The organism is Methanocalculus natronophilus, from assembly GCF_038751955.1.
GTDB lineage: Archaea > Halobacteriota > Methanomicrobia > Methanomicrobiales > Methanocorpusculaceae > Methanocalculus > Methanocalculus natronophilus.
Genome location: NZ_JBCEXH010000003.1, coordinates 148,672 through 166,762, shown reverse-complemented (window position 1 = coordinate 166,762; position 18,091 = coordinate 148,672). Strand labels below are relative to the sequence as shown.

Sequence of the window (18,091 nt, the reverse complement as noted above, 5' to 3'; positions counted from 1 at the left end):
AATGCCCCTCCTCCGTTTTTGAGCCCTGAAAACCTGTATATTGCCTACTATGCGAGCGCTGAAGTAGGGTGTCATCTCGCTTTGGGCTGGGACGTTCCTTATAATATTTGTGATCTTTTCACAGAACACAGAGTCTTAACGAACGGTCTTCCCGGAGTACGGAATGGCCTTCTTGATGCTTGCGAGTACTGGCAGGTAGAGACCGGATCAGCATCCCACAAGGCCGATATGCGAGCGCGGATCATGGAGGGGCCGCCCTACTCGGAGGAGGAGCAGCAGGCGATTCTTGACTACTGTCAGAGTGATGTAGAGGCCACAGTTTACCTATACCGGAATATGGAAAGCCGGTTAGATGGCCCCAGAACGCTTCTGCGCGGGCGTTTCATGGCTGCTGTGGCTTCTATGGAATACCGGGGCATACCGATAGACCTTGAGACACTCCGCCGATTAGAGAGGCATTGGGAGCGCTTACAGGAGCGACTGATCGAAGAGGTTGATCAGTCTTATGGAGTCTATGGGGGCCGGACGTTCAAACTTGATCTCTTCGAGAAGTATCTTCAAGAGAGAGGTATGGATTGGCCCCGGACAGAGACCGGGCGGCTCTCTCTCACTGATGACACTCTCAAGGATATGACGAAGACGTACCCCGGTCTTCAGCCCTTGCGGGATCTTCGGTACATCCTGGGGCAACTTCGGCTTAACTCTCTGGCAGTCGGATCAGATGGAAGGAACCGGACGCTTCTTAGTCCCTTCAGAGCGAAGACAGGCAGGAACGCTCCTTCTACTTCAAAGTTTATCTTCGGCCCGGCTGTATGGCTGCGAGGACTCATCAAGCCGGAAAAGGGCCGGGCGCTTGCGTATGTGGATTACAGTCAGCAGGAGTTCGCACTAGCCGCCTATCTCAGTAATGATCCGAATATGATCCGGGCTTACGAGTCGGGAGATCCGTATCTCAGCTTCGCACAAATGGCAGGGGCGGCCCCGGAAGGAGCGACCAAACAGACGCACGGACAGATCCGGGATCAGTTCAAAGTATGCGCCCTAGCCGTTCAATATGGCATGAAGGAGCAGAGCCTTTCAAAACAGCTGGGAAAACCTCTTCCTTATGGCAAGGAGTTGATTCAGCACCATAAACGGACGTTTAAACGGTTCTGGGAATGGCAAGACCGACTCCAGGGAACCTCTCTTCTTGAGAAAAAGATCAGCACTTCCTACGGCTGGCAGTTTAAACTCATCTCAGGGGGCGATCAGGTATCGACCCTTCGGAATTGGCCGATGCAGGCGACCGGGGCCGATATTCTACGAATAGCTGCGATCATGCTTGAGGATGCAGGTATTGAGGTTCTATGCCCGGTACATGATGCCTTTCTGGTCGAGTCTTCGATCGAGGATCTGGAGGAGACGGTCAAGACCTGCCAGAGTCTCATGGAAGAGGCTTCCCGGCAAGCGCTAGGGGGCGCTGGCTTTGTTCGCACTGATGCAGAAGTGATCACCTATCCGGGGCGGTATTGTGACAAGCGCGGCCGGGATACCTGGCAGATGATCCAGAGGCTTCTGGATGAGATCGAGCAGGAGACCGGGGCATTATGAGAAGTCAGGTAAACACGCAGGGGCGCGGGTTTATAGGTCTTAGAGAGAGTCGGAGAAACCCGCTATCTTGCAGGTTTAAACCCGCTATTCTGCGAGTTATAACCAGCCATCTTGCCGGTTTTAAACCCGCAGCGATCCCTACCCCGCCCTTACTTTCTTTCTTTGGAGTACTTAGGTATTTAGAGGGAGAGGGAGGGCGGTCATGACTGATCTATACTGTGGCTTCGTGCCTCTGAAATGGCTTCGAGTGATCAGCGAAAACCGGGCCGCCCACTCTGCCACAAAGATGGCACTTCTCATATGGCATCGGGCCGGGGTTGAACGAAGAGGCCAGGATCTCCCGCTCACATACAAGCGGGCTAAAGAGTGCCTGGGTATCGGCCCGGACAGCTTCGGCCGGGGGCTCGCAGAACTTGAGCGGCTGGGACTGATCAAAGCAGAGAGGGCAAGAGGCCGGGCGATCAGAGTCTCCATAGTCGATTATGAGACCTATAAACGGGGCGGGGTGAAGGCATGACGGACTTTAAAAAGGTCGGATATGCCCGCCTTTGTCATCGGGCCGCCTGTGTTTACCTCTCTGATGAGCCGGATCATTTCTTCGTTATCCGGAGGGAGGATCTCGCTCAAGTGATTGATCGGAAAGGGGCGGCTCTGGTCTATCGGATAGATGAAGAAATGACCGAATCGCCCCAGAAAGCCGGTTTTATGAGGTTATCGAAGAGTGGAAAGGCCCTTGTCTTCAAACTAAAAGGGTTTCAAGATTGGTTCACCGTACCGGCTAAGGCGATGATCTCAGTTTTGGGAGGAAACAGAAAAACGGCCCCGGTCTCTCTTCCTGCCAGTGGAGAAGCCGATCGACAGGTCACGCTTAAGGGGGTAAGATCATGAAGGTTTTTCAGTTCTATTGTGGCCGATGCAGCCACAGCTGGAGCGTATCTGGGAGATGGAGGCGGCCCCTTCTTTGTCCCAAATGCGGATACGGGGGCGGCAAAATCGTTTTTTCAACGCGGGATCGCAGGGAGGGAGAAAGGAAATGAACAGCATCACAGCAGCCGGTTCTCCCTTGCTCTCTTCAAGGAGTGAGGAATGGTACACCCCGGACGCGATCATAGATGCAGTGCTCCAGGTATGGGAGAGGATCGACCTTGATCCGTGCTCTCCCTCTCCTCCCAGCATCCCGGCCGGGCAACATTTCACGAAAGAGGATAACGGTCTTCTTCAGAGATGGAACGGCCGGGCTTATGTGAATCCTCCCTATGGGCGGGAGGTTGATAAGTGGATCATGAAGGCTCTTGATGAGTACGAAGCCGGGAACGTCTCAGAAGTGATCATCCTGATAGCTGCCAGAACAGATACACGATGGTTCAATCGTCTTTCTAAGTGGCCCTGGTGCTCCATCAGAGGACGCTTAAAGTTTTCAGGTCACAAGGACGCGGCCCCCTTCCCTTCAGGAGTTTTCTATCTGGGAGCGAATACCGATCGCTTCTTCGAGGTCTTTAGTAGCCTGGGGCCTATCTGGATGCCCGCCCCGGATTCAGCAGGGGGGAGGTCATGACCTACAAGATCCGCCTGCCAGAAGAGATCAGGAGGCGGGCTGGACTTGAGCCGGGGATCTATTCGATCCAGTATGTTATGGATCGGATCTCAGAGACAGATCCGGAACACTCCCATCTATGGAGGGGGCGGCAAAAGTGCCAGCGGCCCGAAAGTATCGAGAGAGGAACACAGGCAGACATGGAGGAAAAAGCATGAACACAGACACACTTTACAAGCGAATTCAACGAATCGAACGGGGCGAGGATGGTCTAGAGCTCGTATTTTGCGAGCCTGAGGAGTTCACACCCGGCCCAAACAAGATCAGACTAGATCCGGAGGATCGCGATTTATGAACACAGGAGCGAAAGACGGGAGCAAATCCGAGATCGATAGCATACTTATAAATACTGTATGCGCACTAGAGATATTATCAGAGAATAATATGATTGGGGGGCATAAATGGTAAATAAGGAATTGAACGAAGCGCGGATATCGGGGGATTCTCAAAGAAAACTCTCCAGAGATGACCTTCTGGAAATATCCAGCGCGGTTATCTCAGAACTTCGACAGAAAGCGGTATCGGGCCGTTTTCGTTCACCGGATACCGAGAAGATGCGGGATGCGAAAACAAGACTCCTGATTCAAGGTATCCAGGTGTATGGTAGCATTCTGAAGGACTGCGAGTATGACGAGATACTGAAGCGGATCACAGCATTAGAGGAGGCGAAGAAATGACGACATTAAACGAGGCAAAAAGGCGGCTTGAACTTGCAGAATTGCACACAAAACACAGGAACGAGCGCATATCACCGGAGCAGCTATCCGAGGAGGTCGATCAGGTGATCCGGGCTGTGGGAGAAGAGATCCTCCCATCGGGGATCAGATTCATGGATGCGACACCACAGGAGCAGAAGCGGTATAGCGAGCGCTGGCTTCTGGAGCATCCAGAGGGCCCGGACGATCGGATCAATATCGAACGAGAATACCGGAAGGTTGCTCACCTTCTCCCAGAAATTCGGAGGCTCTGATTATGGTTCTTGGCAAGCATAACGCAGGATCGGCGCTGGGTGTCAGGTCTTCACGGATTGAGGAGGAGGAGAAGCGGCAAAGGGCAGTTACGAAGATCATAACTCGCACAAACCCGTTTCACCCGGACGACACAGATCCAGAGATCATATCAGAAAAATGGGTACCACAGTTGGAGGACTGACGGGCGATGATGCAGCAGCGGAGCCCCAGACATGGTAACTACCTCTTACCAATTATTTTTTCAGGAGAATAAAAATGGCGATGACAAGATCAGAATTCCTAAAACAAGTAAGGTTGATTAAAGAAGAACTTGAAGCGGCGGATAAGAACTTCAAGCGAAGGATCGGGTTACTCCAGAGCGAGAAGGGCGGCGGCAACACAGAGACAGCCGTCAACGATCAGATCCAGATCGATCGTAAAAATGGCATTATCCGGAAGTGGTGACATGAGCGAAGCGGTATCAACAGCAGAGGCCCGTATTGAGGAATTGGAGAATCGCCTTCGGTTCCCAGGACACACAGCAGAACAGCTCAAGATCGTTCTTGCGAACGAGGCGCGGGATCGTCTCCAGGCAGAGAGGCGCATTGAGGACAACGAGCGGGCCCGATTGGGAGCGATCGAGAAGGTAAAACGCACACAGAATGAGATCATCAGCTGGGTTAAGAGTGGTCGCCTTCGGATCGAGGTTGAAGGTAAACGAATAGCGAGTATAAAAGAGCCTGCGATCCCGTGTTCACGGTGCAAGAAACCGATCCCAGAGACGATCAGCCTTCTCCTATCCCTACACGAACGCCTATCCTATTGTGGCAACGATGGCATTTTGATGATGAGGGCCGGGGCGCTCTTCTGGGATTCTGGGTATGCTTGTCAGCACTGCGGTGATCACAATCGAGTAAAGATCCAGATAGTTTTGATTGAGTGATCGCGATGCCATTCGTTCAAATTCCAATGGATGAACTGCGAGGCCTTGACAAAACGATCCAGGAGCTTAAGGCGATCATCACCGAGCAGGAGAAGCTGTTGGAGAGATCGGGCGTCTTGATAAAAGGCGTGATGGCTTTGTATCGCACCGAAGACAAATAACTCTCTTTTTTGTCAAGCACCATATAGAGCGGGGGTAAAAGGCACAGCCCTACCGTCTCTCTCGTTGATGATCTCCCTTCTTCCCATACTCAGATATGCCTTTGATAGTGGAGGCTCTTTAATCGCCTCTGTGATGATGATTAACGGTGGCTCCAGTGGAAATATACCTCCTTTTCTGATCTTGCCTGGGAAAGCCGTATTTCAGAATCGGGCAGAATAGCGAGATTTTAATTATATGTAAGAAAAGAAATAAAGGCAAAATGGGCTTCGATTTTAGCAGGGAATTATAACTTTAGTTCCTTAAGCCTCGGGCGGGAATCGAACCCGCGACCTCTTCCTTACCAAGGAAGCGCGATACCGCTATGCCACCGAGGCAGATTACAACATTACTATATTCTATGCCGCCATTTCAGGGATATGAGCCCTTTAAACCGGCAACAACCCTCATTCTCATGAAAAGTTGCATTACATTATACGAGAGAGCTGTTTTAATACCTTTTGGAATGGTTCACAGATATTGAGGCATTCTGCCATAAATCTGGCATACATGATGTGTAGGTCAATCCAAAACGCATTCCAAAACGCATTCTAAAACACATACCAGCACACAGCCCCACCATGCGATACCGGCTTTGCTACCCAAAACCCACGTAGCCCTGTACCCCTGCATCCCTCCTGGCCCTTACCACCCAAGCGCCCTGATGCTCTCCTGTACTCCATCGAGTGTCTCCACCTCGATCACCGGGATGACATGTTCACGCTCAATTGCAGAGCGGACATCATGAAAATCTATTGTCCCTGTTCCAACCGGCCCATGAGAGTCCTTCAGCCCGTCATTATCGTGGATATGGATATGATCAAAGGGGTGCTCCAGGAACTCAGGCAGGCAGGCATTCAGGTGTGCATGGCCGATATCAAGCGTAAAGCCGGTTCCGTCAATCAGCGGCAGTTCATCAGGTGTGCGGAGGAAGAAATAATCCCAGTTCCCCATATTCTCAACAGAAAACCGGACACCCAGTTCTTCAGCAGCACTCCTGATCTCAGCAAGTGATCGCAACATCTGCCGCTTTGCAAGCGTGCGCTCCTCAACCCAGGCAAAATACCCCGGATGGATAATAACCGGTGCATTCACCTCTGCTGCAACTGCAAAACAATCAGCCGCAACCTGCACACTCGCCTTCCGAATCGGCTCAAGAAGCGAGGCGATATTAACACCCCTGGACGGGGCATGAATCGAGTACTCAAAATCAAAATTCAAGAGAATATCAGGTGAGCTGACATAGTGGAGGCCGTCATCCATCAGCTCAACAGAACTGGTAATCTCTGCGAGCATCTCAAGAGCAACCGGCAGCGGTTCCCGGTGGAGACAATAGGTGGATACGGCAAACATACAATCAAGTTGAGAAGAGCCAGACCATAAATATACAGGATCAGACTATTCGCTGCCAGCACCCTTCCTCTCTAAATACCATTTCTTCCAATCCACCTCTCTCTATCAGACGCATTTTCTCGTCCATTCCAGGTTCGCCCCCCCCTTCAGGCCTCTATTTCATACATTTTCCCTCCAGTTTTCCATACATCTATCCATACACCTTTCCATACCGTTTCCCATACAGAGCACGCTTCCATACACGTATCTCTTCCAAAAACAAATACAGCAGATAACACCAATGCACTACCTCCACCTCTTCGGCCCGGTCAGGTCACGCCGCCTTGGCATATGACTTGGAATAGATCTCGTGCCGGGCAGCACCTGCTCGCTGGACTGCATCTACTGTGAATGTGGAAAAACCCACCACCTCACCCTCAGGAGAGCAGAATATGCGCCAACAGATGAAATCTTCGATGAGCTTGACCTCTTCCTCAGAACAGAACCAGAGCTTGATTATATCACCCTCGGCGGAACGGGGGAGCCCACCCTTCATTCCGAGATCCGCGATATCCTGGATTTCATCCACTCCAGTCATCCAAGGTACAAAACAGCTGTCCTGACAAACAGCACAACACTCCATGATCCACAAATCAGATCAGAGATCAGAAGTGCGGATCTCATCCTCCCCTCTCTTGACGCCGTGAGCAGCAGTGTATTCAATGCAATAAACCGCCCCCCTCCCGGCATAGAGACAGGCATGATGATAGACGGGCTCATAAACCTCAGAAACGAATATACGAAGGCAATATGGCTTGAGATATTCCTCATACCTGGCCTGAACACCCATGAATCCGAACTCTTGCTTTTAAGAGAGGCAGCAGTCTCAATACGCCCGGATATCCTCCACCTCAACTCCCTTCACCGCCCCGGTGCAGAACCAGGCATCCGAGCCCCCTCCGAATCAGAAAAGAAACGGATATGCCGGTTCTTCAGGGAACAGATCCCGGAGACTTACATAATCTGAAATCCGGAATCAGACGAAAGTCCGGCGGAACCCTCCCGGATGGGATCCGGATGAACAGCCATATCCCTCTCGCCACCAAACAGAAACATATCACCTTTTCCTCTCTGCAGGAGAGATCAGTTACGGAGCGTTAAGTCGAATGGCGGTTGGAAGAGATATTATTGCCGGGATCAGGGAACAGGTCAGATCTGATCTCCGGATCATGCACGTCTGCGGAACACACGAAGCAGCAATTGCAAAACATGGGATACGAAGTGTCCTGCCAGACAAACTCAAAGTTGTCATGGGCCCGGGCTGCCCGGTCTGCATCACACCAGCAGGCGAAATCGATACTGCAATCAGTCTGGCAGAATCGGGAAAAATCGTCACCACCTACGGCGACCTCCTCAGGGTGCCGGGATCAGAGGGATCCCTTGAGTCTGCAGATGGAGATATCCGTATAGTACAGGGGATACATAAGGCAGTTGAGATCGCAAAGACAACCGACAGGGATGTCGTCTTCATCTCAGTCGGGTTCGAGACAACTGTCCCGACAGTCGCAGCGACACTCCTCCAGGAGCCGCCAGACAACTTCAGTATCCTCTCCTGTCACCGGGTTGTCCCACCTGCCATGCAATGGCTCCTTGACCAGGGAGAAGCAAACTTAAACGGCTTCATCCTCCCGGGGCATGTCTGCACTGTCATGGGCTACCATGAGTACGAGCACTTCCCTGTCCCGCAGGTCGTTGCCGGATTTGAAGCCGAAGACCTGCTGCTTGGCCTCTTTATGCTCATCCAGCAGATAAACGACGGCAGGGCCGAAGTAGAGAACGCCTACCCTCGCGCTGTCACCCGTGAAGGCAACACAAAAGCCCAGGCACTGATGTATGAGGTGTTTGAACCCTGCGATATCGAATGGCGGGGTTTCCCGGTCATCCCGGGCTCTGGCATGGCATTGAAACGACAGTTTGAGGCATATGATGCAGAGAAAAAGTACGGTATCACCATACCGCACATCGAGAAACGTTCCCCCTGCATCTGTGACCAGCTCCTCCGTGGACTTGCTGATCCAACAGACTGCCCCCTCTTTGGGACTGCATGCACCCCGAGAACACCTGTTGGCCCATGCATGGTATCTCATGAAGGAGCATGCAAAATCTGGCAGCAGTTCAGGTGATGACGATATCCTTATCTGTTTTTAGACAGATGTATCTAGACGAAAGGGCGGCAGGTGCCGTGCATTCGGATTCTGTCTCGGTAGGGTAGCGGATATCCTAGAAGCCTCCGGAGCTTTTGACCCGGGTTCAAGTCCCGGCCGGGACGTATCTCACTCACTTTTCTGACAACTCAGAACCCAGAATCACGCATTCTCAAACCTGATCATGGTATAGACCATTCCCTTTGTCGCTGGCGTTTCGAAGGGCTGCAACAACAACAGGCGATCGCGCCCCGTTTTTGAGGTAGGTGCGCCTGATACGGGATCGCATGAGCAGAAGATGAGCCTCATCCTCTGTCAGCTCAATGCCTTCGTGGCCGCTCCGGTACACAATCGTATAGCCAAGCTCTGCAAGCCGGTCCAGTACCCATTGTGGATCCTCTCTGAAGCACCTTGGATGAATCTCAACAATGATTGCCCGTGGCTGGATCTGAAGCGATGTAAGGATGGCAACCTCTGCCCCCTCACAATCAAGCTCAAGAACATCACAGGGTGGGAGGTCCTCTGGTGCAAGGAATGAGGCTTCTGAATAATCCCCACCATATACATCAATATGCGGGCCAACCAGGGTGTGATGAATAGTGCAGACATCAGTGATGCCTGTTGCTGCAACCAGAGAGCGGATCTGTTGAACAGATCGATCTCCAGCCTCATAGACAGTCACAGACCCCTCCTCTCTGATCAGATCTGCTGCAGATAAAACAGTCCTGCCATCGCCGCCGCCGACAATAACAACATGATCACCGGGCCGGATCACCTGGGGATGGGCACTGATGATCCCATATTCAGATCCGCCTCTTTCTGCAATATCATGGAAGAAGCCCCTGAACTGGATGATGATATCTGCAAAGGCCGGGGGAATCATCAATAGAATGGTTGCACCAGGTAATAATGAATCCATCCTTTACCCGATAGAGACCCCGGACAACCATTCCTGCTGCCGGCAGAGGGAAAAAAGTCATTACAGCATGTATCAGCTCTCAAGAGAAGAACAAATTTTTTCCCGGCGTACCCGGTAAAAAACCCGGGCAAATCGCAACATCCGGATTTGAAAAGATTTGGTTATAACCATTCTTTTAAGCAATCAGATAACACATACTATAGATACTATGGGGTTTGACCTGTACGACTTAGTAAATAAATATCCTCCAAAACAGATGATGACAGTGCCGCTCATCATCGCTCTCGTCGCTCTTGCCATCGTTGGCCTGAATTATATGATGTTCGGCGTCCCGGTGAACCTTGGGATCGATTTTGCCGGAGGTACTGCGGTTACGACCACGACTGATGATACAGTAGCAGAGATTGAAAGCTATTTCGCGGAGTACCCGCTGATCAGTGTTGGAGAGGGACTGAACCGCGGCACATACATCAGGTTTGGTCCAATGGATGATGACCAGTTCCGTGCACTTACGAGGGATATCAATGCCCGCTATCCGGACGCAAAAGTAGATCAGATAGGTGAGACATTCGGCCAGACACTGCAGCAGCAGGCACTGCTCGCCCTGCTCTTCTCCTTCATTGGCATGTCCATCATCGTCTTCATCGCGTTCAGGACAATTGTCCCGTCGATTGCGGTCGTCTTCGCTGCATTTACCGATATCCTGATCACAGCAGCGATAATGGATCTGCTGAATATTCCCTTAACACTTGGAACAACAGCAGCGCTTCTGATGCTCATCGGGTACTCTGTGGACAGCGATATCCTGCTCACCACACGTATACTCAAGCGGCAGGGAAAGCTTGAGGATAAACTGAGAAATGCATTCCGCACCGGATTTATCATGACAACAACCACGCTTTCCGCAGTCATTGCTCTCCTTGTTGTAGCCTGGATAGGCCAGATCGAGATCATCTTCCAGATCGCAACAGTCCTTGTGATCGGGTTAATCATCGATCTGATAAACACCTGGATGTTTAATGCCGGACTCCTGAAGTGGTATGTACAAAGCGGAAAAGCAGCACGAGGTGTATCACGATGAAGAAAAGTGGACGCACACCGGTACACCGGGAAGAGCAGGTTTCACTTCTGAGAGACTGGCGGATCATCCTGATGATCGCGGCTATAATCTTTGCAATTGCATCGATTTACTTCCTTCCCCCGGCCTTTGACAAGGGAATCCAGGGCAACATCGGCCTCGGCCTTGATCTTGAAGGCGGATCATGGATACAGCTTGAATATAAAGCGCAACTGGTCACATTTGAGACGGACCAGCCAATAGAAGAGCTTGTCAGTGGCCTCCAGAAGGAACTCGACACAGAAGTCAACCTGGTTGAGGCAGATATACTCGAGATACGAAAAGCTGTTGCCCAGGAAGACCTGGAACCGATCTTTGCCCGATATGGAGCGACCATCACCCGCTATGAGATCGGAGTATCTGAGGAGACTGCAGAGACCGTCAAACGCATCCTTGAAGAGAAGATCAACAGGCTTGGAACCCGGGATGCAACCGTCAATACCCTTACCACCTTCGGCGGCGCCTCACGATATATCCGTGTCGAACTGGCTGGCGTTGACATGGCAACTGCACAGGATATCGTCGGCCAGCAGGGACGATTTGAGATCCGGATCCAGACCGAGGGCGATGAGACAGAGCATGTCCTGTTTGGAGATGCCATATCTTCAGTCGGGCTCCCGACTCAGCAGCCCCCTGGCAGCGGCTCCTGGGGTGTCCCATTCACTATCAGCCCTGAGGGCGCACGTGCATTCCGGCAGGCTGCAATAGAGTCAGGTGCAACAGATCGTCCACAGGATCATGAACTCATCATGTACCTGGACGGCGAGGTCGTCTACAGCGCACCACTCTCACCAGACCTTGCGTCACGCTTAAAGGTCGAAGAGTCACGAAATCTTGTTGCATCGACAGGCATGGGTGAGTATGGTATGGAGCGGGCAAGGGTGCTTGAGATACACCTCCGTGCCGGCGCACTCCCGGTTGATGTGACCATTGCCGGATCAGGATCGGTATCTGCGGCACTGGGCGAGCATTTCAAGATGATGAGTATCATCGCCGGTATATTCGCACTCTTCACAGTGGGACTGGTTGTCTATTACCGGTACCGTGAACCAAGCATCGTCATTCCGATGCTCCTGATCAACACCTCAGAGATCCTGATCCTCCTTGGTATTGCACGGTATTTCACCCAGCTCGACCTGGCAGCAATCGCAGGCCTGATTGCGGTACTTGGAACAAGTATTGATCAGCTGGTTGTGATCACCGACGAGGTGTTGCATGAAGGCAAGGTGCCGTCCCCGAATGTCTATTTAAAGCGCCTCTCACGGGCACTCGGCATCATCATCGTTGCTGCCATAACAATGATTATTGCCATGCTCCCGCTTGCGGTAATGGATCTCTCCTCACTCAGGGGCTTTGCGATCATTACCATCATCGGCGTTATGATAGGCGTGGTCATCACGCGGCCTGCATATGGCAAGATCATTATGGCGATCCTCTCCCGCTAAATCCTTTTTTTTGATCGCGCATAGAAAAACCAGATAATCCTGTCCGGAATTGCCCCGGTTCATCATACACGGTACGAGAGCAGCACAAAAATGCTGTTTTTGCATCACGTGTAGATGGTACCTGCCCCTATTGTTAATATGAGATACGAACAGAATGAATATGGTCATTCATGAAGGCGGTTTTGGGGCTTGAAGACGGAAATTATTTTGTCGGAGAGGGTTTTGGTGTCGAGGGCACAGGCACCGGCGAACTGGTCTTTACCACGCAGATGACAGGATATATGGAGGCGCTGACCGATCCGAGTTATGCCGGTCAGATCCTGATGTTTACCTATCCTCTCATCGGCAACTATGGTGTTGATTTTGATAATTTTCAAAACCCTCATATCCATGCCCGGGGTTGTGTTGTTCAAGAGATTTGCAGATCTCCGAAACATGCGCCATCACTGGTCACTTTTTTTGAGGACCAGGGGCTTTCCGGCATATCAGGTGTCGATACACGAATGCTGACAATTAACACCCGTATCCACGGGACACTCCGATCAGCGCTCATTGTCGGTGACGACAACGGAGAACTGGCAGTGGACTTGGCAAAAAAAGCACCACAGTTATCTGACCAGGATCTTATCAGGTCAGTTACCTGCACTGATCCCTACCGGGTCAGGGGGAAGGGAAAGAGGATTGCGGTGCTTGATCTCGGAGTCAAGAAGAACATCATCGTCAGCCTCAGAAAGAGAGATGCTGACATCTACATCTATCCTGCAACTGCCACAAAGGAAGAGATTGACGCCTGTCGTCCAGAAGCACTCTTTATCAGCAATGGACCAGGAGATCCGGCACGGGCAGCAACTCCCATCCAGACAGTCAAATCATATATTGGCGAGATCCCGATCTTTGGCATCTGCATGGGCAACCAGATCCTGGCACGGGCGCTTGGAGCAGAAACCAGGAAGATGAAATTTGGTCACCGGGGCTCGAATCAGCCGGTGCGGGCTCTGGATGGATCGATTCACATCACCACCCAGAACCACGGATATGTGGTGGATGGTGAGACGCTTCCTGAAGGGTGCGAGATCAGCTATGTCAATGTCAATGACAACAGCCTTGAAGGGTTTTCTGATACGTACCTGAACATCTACTCAGTTCAGTTCCATCCGGAGGCCTATGGCGGCCCGCAGGATACAGAACAAAAAATCTTCGACAAGATCTACAGGAGCATTCCGGATGCCTAAATTGCCAGACATTCAAAAGGTTTTGCTGATCGGATCCGGTCCAATCCAGATCGGGCAGGCGGCAGAATTTGACTTCTCAGGAACACAGGCCTGCAAGGCGCTCAGGGAAGAAGGGCTCTCGGTTGTCCTTGTCAACTCCAATCCCGCAACCATCCAGACAGATCCCGAGACCGCGGATGTTGTCTATGTCGAGCCTCTCAAGGCCGACATCATTGCGGAAATCATCAAAAAAGAACGGCCTGACGGCATACTGAGCGGCCTTGGGGGACAGACCGGCCTGAACCTTACCGCAGAACTTGCCGAGATCGGAGCACTGGAAGGTGTTGAGATCCTTGGTACACCCCTTGAGGCAATCTACATGGGTGAGGACAGGGAACTGTTCCGCGACCTGATGAACCGGATTGGCGAGCCTGTACCAAAATCAATGATCCTCAACCGGCTCGATCAGGTTGGGGATGCCCTGAAGGAAGTCGGGCTTCCGGCAATCATCCGGCCTGCCTATACCCTCGGCGGCTCAGGCGGCGGAGTGGCGACAACAGAAGAAGAGCTTTACAGGATCGTTGAGATGGGGCTGTCCCGCTCGAGAATCCGGCAGGTTCTCGTGGAAGAGAGTGTCAAGGGATGGAATGAGATCGAATTCGAGGTGATGCGCGATGCTGCCGATACCTGCATCATCATCTGCGGGATGGAGAATGTCGATCCAATGGGTGTACATACCGGCGAGAGTGTTGTTGTTGCCCCAATCCAGACACTCCGCGACGACCAGTACCAGATGATGAGGACTGCGTCAATCAAAATCATCCGTGCACTCGGAGTACAGGGAGGATGCAACATCCAGTTTGCCTTCAAAGATGGCGACTACCGGGTCATCGAGGTGAACCCACGGGTCTCACGATCATCTGCCCTTGCCTCAAAAGCAACCGGCTACCCGATTGCACGGGTAAGCGCAAAGATTGCAATCGGCCTCAGGCTTGATGAGATCACCAATACCGTCACCGGTTGCACACCTGCATCATTTGAGCCAGCAATCGACTATGTTGTGGTCAAGGTACCGCGCTGGCCATTTGACAAGTTCAAAACAGCAGACCGATCGCTGACCACTGCGATGAAAAGCACCGGTGAAGTGATGGCGATTGGCAGAAACCTGGAGGAGGCTTTTAAAAAAGCACTCCGGTCAATCGACACCGATCTCTTCAATCATACAGATAAGGACGAGATCCGGATGATCCTTGCAAGGCCAACAGACGAGCGTTTTCCCGCACTCTTCTCCGCATTCCGCATCGGGATGACGATAGAGGAGATACATGCCTGCACAGAGATCGAACCGTTCTTCCTGGAGAAGATCCGCCATATTGTTGAGATCGAAAAGAGCATCTCCCCGGCATCAGGCGATGAAGAGTTTTGGTATGCAAAGCGGTTTGGGTTTGCCAATACTGAGCTTGCAGAGCTCAGCCAAAAACCAGTTCCCGCTATAGAGGAGATCGTCGGGGAGCCAACCTACAAGATGGTTGATACCTGTGCGGCAGAATTCCCCGCCACCACACCTTATTACTACTCCACCTGGGAGACAGGATGTGAGATCCAAAAGACAGGCAGAAAGAAAGTCCTGATCCTCGGATCAGGGCCGATCAGGATCGGCCAGGGTATCGAGTTCGATTACTGCACCGTGCATGCAATCCAGGCTCTCAGCGATGGCGACGTCGAGGTGCATGTCGTCAACAACAATCCTGAGACAGTCTCAACCGACTTTGACACCTCCGACAGGCTCTTCTTCGAGCCTATGCAGCTTGAGGACATCATGAACATCCTCAAAAAGGATGATTATTACGGTGTCATGGTCCAGTTCGGAGGCCAGAACTCGGTCAATCTCACAATCCCGATCTCGCAGGAGATCCAGCGTCTTGGCCTTCAGACCCGGATACTGGGAACAAGCCCCGATGCCATGGATGTGGCAGAAGACCGGGACCGGTTCAGTCTGCTTCTGGAAGAACTCAGGATTCCAAGCCCGGCGAATGGATCCGCATATTCCGAGACGGAAGCCTTCGAAATCGCCGGGAGGATAGGCTATCCCGTTCTGGTCAGGCCTTCATATGTCCTTGGCGGCCGGGCAATGGAGCTTGTCCATGACGAGATGGAGCTGAAAACATATATCAAGGAGGCAGTCCGTGTCAGCAACAAACACCCGGTATTAATAGACTCATTCCTCCAGGATGCAGTTGAGCTTGATGTCGATGCTGTCAGTGACGGAACAGATGTCCTGATCGGGGGTATCATGGAGCATATCGAGGAGGCAGGAGTGCACTCAGGAGATTCCGCATGCGTCATCCCGACACAGTCTCTTGCGCCCGAAACGATTGAGACCGTCAGGGAGTACACCCGGAAACTCACGCTCGGGCTTGGCGTTGTCGGCATGATCAACATCCAGTATGCAATCCAGGATGGAATCGTCTATGTCCTGGAAGCAAACCCCCGTGCAAGCCGGACAGTTCCCTTTGTCTCAAAAGCTACCGGAATCCCCCTGGCAAAGATTGCAAGCCGTGTTATGCTTGGCGAAACGATCGCCGATACCGGCTATACTGAGCGGGAGATCAATCATGTTGCAGTCAAGGAAGTCCTCCTCCCCTTCAACAAGCTCCCCGGTGTCGATGCAGTCCTTGGCCCTGAGATGAAGAGCACGGGAGAAGTGATGGGGATAGACTTTGACTTTGGACGTGCCTTCTTTAAAGCAAGCCTTGCAGCTGATAACACACTCCCAGTGCAGGGCCGTGTCTTTATCTCGGTAAGCAATGAGCAGAAAGAGGTCAGCATCCCCATTGCACGGAAACTGGAAAGCCTTGGCCTTGAGCTCTACGGGACATCCGGAACAGTACATTCCCTCAGCCAGGCGGGTATCAGGGTAAACCTTGTACGGAAAGTGCAGGAGGGATCCCCCAATGTCATCGATATGATGCGCCGGGGTGAGATCCAGCTGATTATCAATACCCCTTCAGACAAGACCTCGCGCCAGGATCACTACCAGATCATGAGGATTGCTGTCGATTATCAGATCCCCTATATCACAACCATACCTGCTGCAGATGCTGCTGCACGGGCAATTGAGGCCTTCAAAAGGAATGAGACGACAATAGAGCCACTTGGGTTCTATCTCAGGTAAAGAAGATCTCACTCTTTTTCTTTTTTTCAGCAATACCTGATCCACGAAGCCTGCATTCAATGATTGCAGCTTCGTTTCTTGGCACCTGGATAGTTCCCTGCACGATCCGGGTCTCTCCCTCAGGAATCGGCATTGCAGTAATCGTCTCCTCAAAAACCCATGACCCATCATCGTCTGCCGGCCTTGCGGTTATATCGACTTTGACATCACGGGCAGTACCGGTGCCGGTACTTGAGATGCTGCAATAGACCTGGTAGTACGCATATCGCTGATCGATATGAATCAGGCGGGCATTGAAGGTGAAGCCGGCATCCGGGTTTCGAAGAGGTTCATGGATTGCCGCGCCATCGATGACAGCCTCAGGCATATAGTACTTCTCCCGAAGGGTGCGAATGAAGAAACCCCTGAATTGAGGTGGCAGCGTACCGGGAGCGTGACCGGGGATATTCGATTCAACATAGAGGTAACTATGCCTGGTAACCGAGTTGTCTCCACGATAGAAATCCCGTATCCTGTTCTGGTCATCAATATAATTTCCCTTGAGAATCTGCGAGTCGCCGCGTTTATACAGGTATACCAGGTTCTGATCTTTCTGTTGTTCAGTAAGAGGGAGAACAACAGCATAATGTTTGGGCGTCTCAAGAAGTGATGCCTGGATGCCAAGCAGCCGGAGCAGTGCTGTCAGAAGAATAGCAGTATCCTGGCTGTCTCCTCCTCCGTCATAGAGAGTCTGCAGCGGATATCTCGGATATGCATCATAGGTTCTGACTGTCCCGCCACGGTTGTGTGGAAGTGACTGGACAAATGCAATGACCATATCCCGCCTCTCACGTTCATTCAGATTCTGGGCATTGGCCAGGCGGATCATATCTGAGACAATCTGCTCGAGTTCGGGGCGTCCGCGATCTGACATCACATAGTCGGCGGGATGCGGTTTATCCCGGGGGAGAGTTGCAAAGTAGTTGTACCGATCTGCTGGAATATGGATTGTCCACGTATAATACGAGCCTTTGTAATACCACCGGTATGTGGCGGCAGTATCTGTAGTCCGTGTCCGTATGGAAGATGGGATGTCCGGATGGGGGTCAGGATCCACAACAGTGTGCTGCCTGACCACAATCGTCACGCCATCGGGTGGATCCGGCTGGAGAACGTCAGGCAGATCAGGAGCAAACGGCGGCTCGACTGGAGGAGGTGGTGTATCCGGAAATGGTTCATCGGGTGCAGGTATGGAGGGCTCAGTATCCCTTATACCAGGTATGGAGAGCCCCGGCTCCTGAATGAGGAGAGCGATGATCAAAACGACTGCAAGTCCTGCAGCCATTATAAGCAGATCATCTTTGCGCATACAAGAGTATTTTGATGCTGAAGGTAAATTGCTTTGTGTTGCTTACCTCCATTGGACAGATGGAT

At 51.9% G+C, this 18,091-nt stretch carries 20 protein-coding genes and 2 tRNA genes; 18 read left to right on the top strand and 4 right to left on the bottom strand.

The genetic code is table 11. The features are described 5' to 3' along the window. Window positions 1–228 precede the first annotated feature (228 nt). The 11 genes from ABCO64_RS04855 (at window position 229) to ABCO64_RS04805 (ending at window position 5,238) form a co-directional block, all read left to right on the top strand. Complete coding sequence (locus tag ABCO64_RS04855; protein WP_343089241.1) at window positions 229–1,590, top strand: DNA polymerase; 1,362 nt, start codon at window positions 229–231, stop codon at window positions 1,588–1,590. A 202-nt stretch (window positions 1,591–1,792) separates the two neighbouring features. Further along, window positions 1,793–2,107, top strand: coding sequence for a hypothetical protein (locus ABCO64_RS04850; protein WP_343089240.1), 315 nt, complete (start codon window positions 1,793–1,795; stop codon window positions 2,105–2,107). Next, window positions 2,104–2,478 (top strand): hypothetical protein, encoded by a 375-nt coding sequence (locus ABCO64_RS04845; RefSeq protein ID WP_343089239.1) that lies wholly within the window; start codon window positions 2,104–2,106, stop codon window positions 2,476–2,478. The genes ABCO64_RS04850 and ABCO64_RS04845 overlap by 4 nt, the downstream gene beginning before the upstream one ends. A gap of 145 nt (window positions 2,479–2,623) precedes the next feature. Then, on the top strand, window positions 2,624–3,145 hold the full coding sequence (locus tag ABCO64_RS04840; RefSeq protein ID WP_343089238.1) for a DNA N-6-adenine-methyltransferase: 522 nt from the start codon (window positions 2,624–2,626) through the stop codon (window positions 3,143–3,145). Beyond that, complete coding sequence (locus ABCO64_RS04835; protein WP_343089237.1) at window positions 3,142–3,342, top strand: hypothetical protein; 201 nt, start codon at window positions 3,142–3,144, stop codon at window positions 3,340–3,342. Before ABCO64_RS04840 ends, ABCO64_RS04835 begins: the two co-directional genes overlap by 4 nt. A 243-nt stretch (window positions 3,343–3,585) precedes the next feature. Beyond that, a complete protein-coding gene (locus ABCO64_RS04830; RefSeq protein WP_343089236.1) occupies window positions 3,586–3,861 on the top strand; it encodes a DUF8136 domain-containing protein in 276 nt (91 codons plus the stop codon). After that, window positions 3,858–4,154: a hypothetical protein gene (locus ABCO64_RS04825; protein ID WP_343089235.1), complete on the top strand. Its 297-nt coding sequence runs from the start codon at window positions 3,858–3,860 to the stop codon at window positions 4,152–4,154. The genes ABCO64_RS04830 and ABCO64_RS04825 overlap by 4 nt, the downstream gene beginning before the upstream one ends. Before the next feature lie 2 nt (window positions 4,155–4,156). Then, on the top strand, window positions 4,157–4,336 hold the full coding sequence (locus tag ABCO64_RS04820) for a hypothetical protein (protein ID WP_343089234.1): 180 nt from the start codon (window positions 4,157–4,159) through the stop codon (window positions 4,334–4,336). Between the two features lie 74 nt (window positions 4,337–4,410). Next, window positions 4,411–4,599 (top strand): hypothetical protein, encoded by a 189-nt coding sequence (locus tag ABCO64_RS04815; protein ID WP_343089233.1) that lies wholly within the window; start codon window positions 4,411–4,413, stop codon window positions 4,597–4,599. 1 nt (window position 4,600) lies between these two features. Then, window positions 4,601–5,077 carry a hypothetical protein gene (locus tag ABCO64_RS04810; protein ID WP_343089232.1) on the top strand — a complete coding sequence of 159 codons (477 nt, stop codon included), beginning with the start codon at window positions 4,601–4,603 and terminating at the stop codon, window positions 5,075–5,077. A 26-nt stretch (window positions 5,078–5,103) separates the two neighbouring features. Continuing rightward, on the top strand, window positions 5,104–5,238 hold the full coding sequence (locus tag ABCO64_RS04805; protein WP_343089231.1) for a hypothetical protein: 135 nt from the start codon (window positions 5,104–5,106) through the stop codon (window positions 5,236–5,238). Window positions 5,239–5,541: 303 nt separating this feature from the next. Here the strand turns inward: ABCO64_RS04805 and ABCO64_RS04800 are convergent. Further along, window positions 5,542–5,613: transfer RNA gene (locus ABCO64_RS04800), tRNA-Thr, on the bottom strand. Between the two features lie 307 nt (window positions 5,614–5,920). Beyond that, window positions 5,921–6,628: a sugar phosphate isomerase/epimerase family protein gene (locus ABCO64_RS04795; RefSeq protein ID WP_253456793.1), complete on the bottom strand. Its 708-nt coding sequence runs from the start codon at window positions 6,626–6,628 to the stop codon at window positions 5,921–5,923. Between the two features lie 349 nt (window positions 6,629–6,977). Between ABCO64_RS04795 and ABCO64_RS04790 the strand changes: the two genes are divergently transcribed. The 3 genes from ABCO64_RS04790 to ABCO64_RS04780 all read left to right on the top strand — a co-directional run bounded on the left by ABCO64_RS04790 (window position 6,978) and on the right by ABCO64_RS04780 (window position 8,936). Then, window positions 6,978–7,634 carry a radical SAM protein gene (locus tag ABCO64_RS04790; protein WP_343089230.1) on the top strand — a complete coding sequence of 219 codons (657 nt, stop codon included), beginning with the start codon at window positions 6,978–6,980 and terminating at the stop codon, window positions 7,632–7,634. Window positions 7,635–7,773: 139 nt separating this feature from the next. Continuing rightward, the gene (gene hypD / locus ABCO64_RS04785; RefSeq protein WP_253456799.1) at window positions 7,774–8,790 is read left to right on the top strand and encodes a hydrogenase formation protein HypD; all 1,017 of its coding nucleotides are present in this window, start codon (window positions 7,774–7,776) and stop codon (window positions 8,788–8,790) included. Window positions 8,791–8,864: 74 nt separating this feature from the next. Beyond that, window positions 8,865–8,936 (top strand) — tRNA-Arg (locus tag ABCO64_RS04780). Between the two features lie 47 nt (window positions 8,937–8,983). On the opposite strand, the gene ABCO64_RS04775 is transcribed toward ABCO64_RS04780, so the two are convergent. After that, a complete protein-coding gene (locus ABCO64_RS04775) occupies window positions 8,984–9,694 on the bottom strand; it encodes an FkbM family methyltransferase (protein WP_253456802.1) in 711 nt (236 codons plus the stop codon). Between the two features lie 244 nt (window positions 9,695–9,938). Between ABCO64_RS04775 and ABCO64_RS04770 the strand changes: the two genes are divergently transcribed. From ABCO64_RS04770 to carB, 4 genes are all read left to right on the top strand, one after another. Then, entirely contained in the window at window positions 9,939–10,811 is an 873-nt protein-coding gene (locus ABCO64_RS04770) for a protein translocase subunit SecF (protein ID WP_253456805.1), read from the top strand. After that, window positions 10,808–12,292 (top strand): preprotein translocase subunit SecD, encoded by a 1,485-nt coding sequence (locus ABCO64_RS04765; protein ID WP_253456808.1) that lies wholly within the window; start codon window positions 10,808–10,810, stop codon window positions 12,290–12,292. Before ABCO64_RS04770 ends, ABCO64_RS04765 begins: the two co-directional genes overlap by 4 nt. 170 nt (window positions 12,293–12,462) lie before the next feature. Then, complete coding sequence (gene carA / locus ABCO64_RS04760) at window positions 12,463–13,524, top strand: glutamine-hydrolyzing carbamoyl-phosphate synthase small subunit (RefSeq protein ID WP_253456811.1); 1,062 nt, start codon at window positions 12,463–12,465, stop codon at window positions 13,522–13,524. After that, complete coding sequence (carB, locus tag ABCO64_RS04755) at window positions 13,517–16,678, top strand: carbamoyl-phosphate synthase large subunit (protein WP_253456814.1); 3,162 nt, start codon at window positions 13,517–13,519, stop codon at window positions 16,676–16,678. Before carA ends, carB begins: the two co-directional genes overlap by 8 nt. On the opposite strand, the gene ABCO64_RS04750 is transcribed toward carB, so the two are convergent. After that, entirely contained in the window at window positions 16,671–18,026 is a 1,356-nt protein-coding gene (locus ABCO64_RS04750) for a hypothetical protein (RefSeq protein ID WP_253456817.1), read from the bottom strand. The two genes, carB and ABCO64_RS04750, sit on opposite strands and share 8 nt — an antisense overlap. Between the last annotated feature and the right edge of the window lie 65 nt (window positions 18,027–18,091).

What these genes read in the sequence shown, in the direction of transcription:
- ABCO64_RS04765 (WP_253456808.1), top strand. Translation starts at nt 10,808, where the DNA reads ATGAAGAAAAGTGGACGCACACCGGTACACCGGGAAGAGCAGGTTTCA.
- ABCO64_RS04820 (WP_343089234.1), top strand. Translation starts at nt 4,157, where the DNA reads ATGGTTCTTGGCAAGCATAACGCAGGATCGGCGCTGGGTGTCAGGTCT.
- ABCO64_RS04840 (WP_343089238.1), top strand. Translation starts at nt 2,624, where the DNA reads ATGAACAGCATCACAGCAGCCGGTTCTCCCTTGCTCTCTTCAAGGAGT.
- ABCO64_RS04750 (WP_253456817.1), bottom strand. Translation starts at nt 18,026, where the DNA reads ATGCGCAAAGATGATCTGCTTATAATGGCTGCAGGACTTGCAGTCGTT.
- ABCO64_RS04795 (WP_253456793.1), bottom strand. Translation starts at nt 6,628, where the DNA reads ATGTTTGCCGTATCCACCTATTGTCTCCACCGGGAACCGCTGCCGGTT.
- ABCO64_RS04855 (WP_343089241.1), top strand. Translation starts at nt 229, where the DNA reads ATGCGAGCGCGGATCATGGAGGGGCCGCCCTACTCGGAGGAGGAGCAG.
- ABCO64_RS04835 (WP_343089237.1), top strand. Translation starts at nt 3,142, where the DNA reads ATGACCTACAAGATCCGCCTGCCAGAAGAGATCAGGAGGCGGGCTGGA.
- ABCO64_RS04810 (WP_343089232.1), top strand. Translation starts at nt 4,601, where the DNA reads ATGAGCGAAGCGGTATCAACAGCAGAGGCCCGTATTGAGGAATTGGAG.
- hypD (WP_253456799.1), top strand. Translation starts at nt 7,774, where the DNA reads ATGGCGGTTGGAAGAGATATTATTGCCGGGATCAGGGAACAGGTCAGA.
- ABCO64_RS04825 (WP_343089235.1), top strand. Translation starts at nt 3,858, where the DNA reads ATGACGACATTAAACGAGGCAAAAAGGCGGCTTGAACTTGCAGAATTG.
- carA (WP_253456811.1), top strand. Translation starts at nt 12,463, where the DNA reads ATGAAGGCGGTTTTGGGGCTTGAAGACGGAAATTATTTTGTCGGAGAG.
- ABCO64_RS04845 (WP_343089239.1), top strand. Translation starts at nt 2,104, where the DNA reads ATGACGGACTTTAAAAAGGTCGGATATGCCCGCCTTTGTCATCGGGCC.
- ABCO64_RS04815 (WP_343089233.1), top strand. Translation starts at nt 4,411, where the DNA reads ATGGCGATGACAAGATCAGAATTCCTAAAACAAGTAAGGTTGATTAAA.
- ABCO64_RS04805 (WP_343089231.1), top strand. Translation starts at nt 5,104, where the DNA reads ATGGATGAACTGCGAGGCCTTGACAAAACGATCCAGGAGCTTAAGGCG.
- carB (WP_253456814.1), top strand. Translation starts at nt 13,517, where the DNA reads ATGCCTAAATTGCCAGACATTCAAAAGGTTTTGCTGATCGGATCCGGT.
- ABCO64_RS04770 (WP_253456805.1), top strand. Translation starts at nt 9,939, where the DNA reads ATGGGGTTTGACCTGTACGACTTAGTAAATAAATATCCTCCAAAACAG.
- ABCO64_RS04775 (WP_253456802.1), bottom strand. Translation starts at nt 9,694, where the DNA reads ATGATTCCCCCGGCCTTTGCAGATATCATCATCCAGTTCAGGGGCTTC.
- ABCO64_RS04830 (WP_343089236.1), top strand. Translation starts at nt 3,586, where the DNA reads ATGGTAAATAAGGAATTGAACGAAGCGCGGATATCGGGGGATTCTCAA.
- ABCO64_RS04850 (WP_343089240.1), top strand. Translation starts at nt 1,793, where the DNA reads ATGACTGATCTATACTGTGGCTTCGTGCCTCTGAAATGGCTTCGAGTG.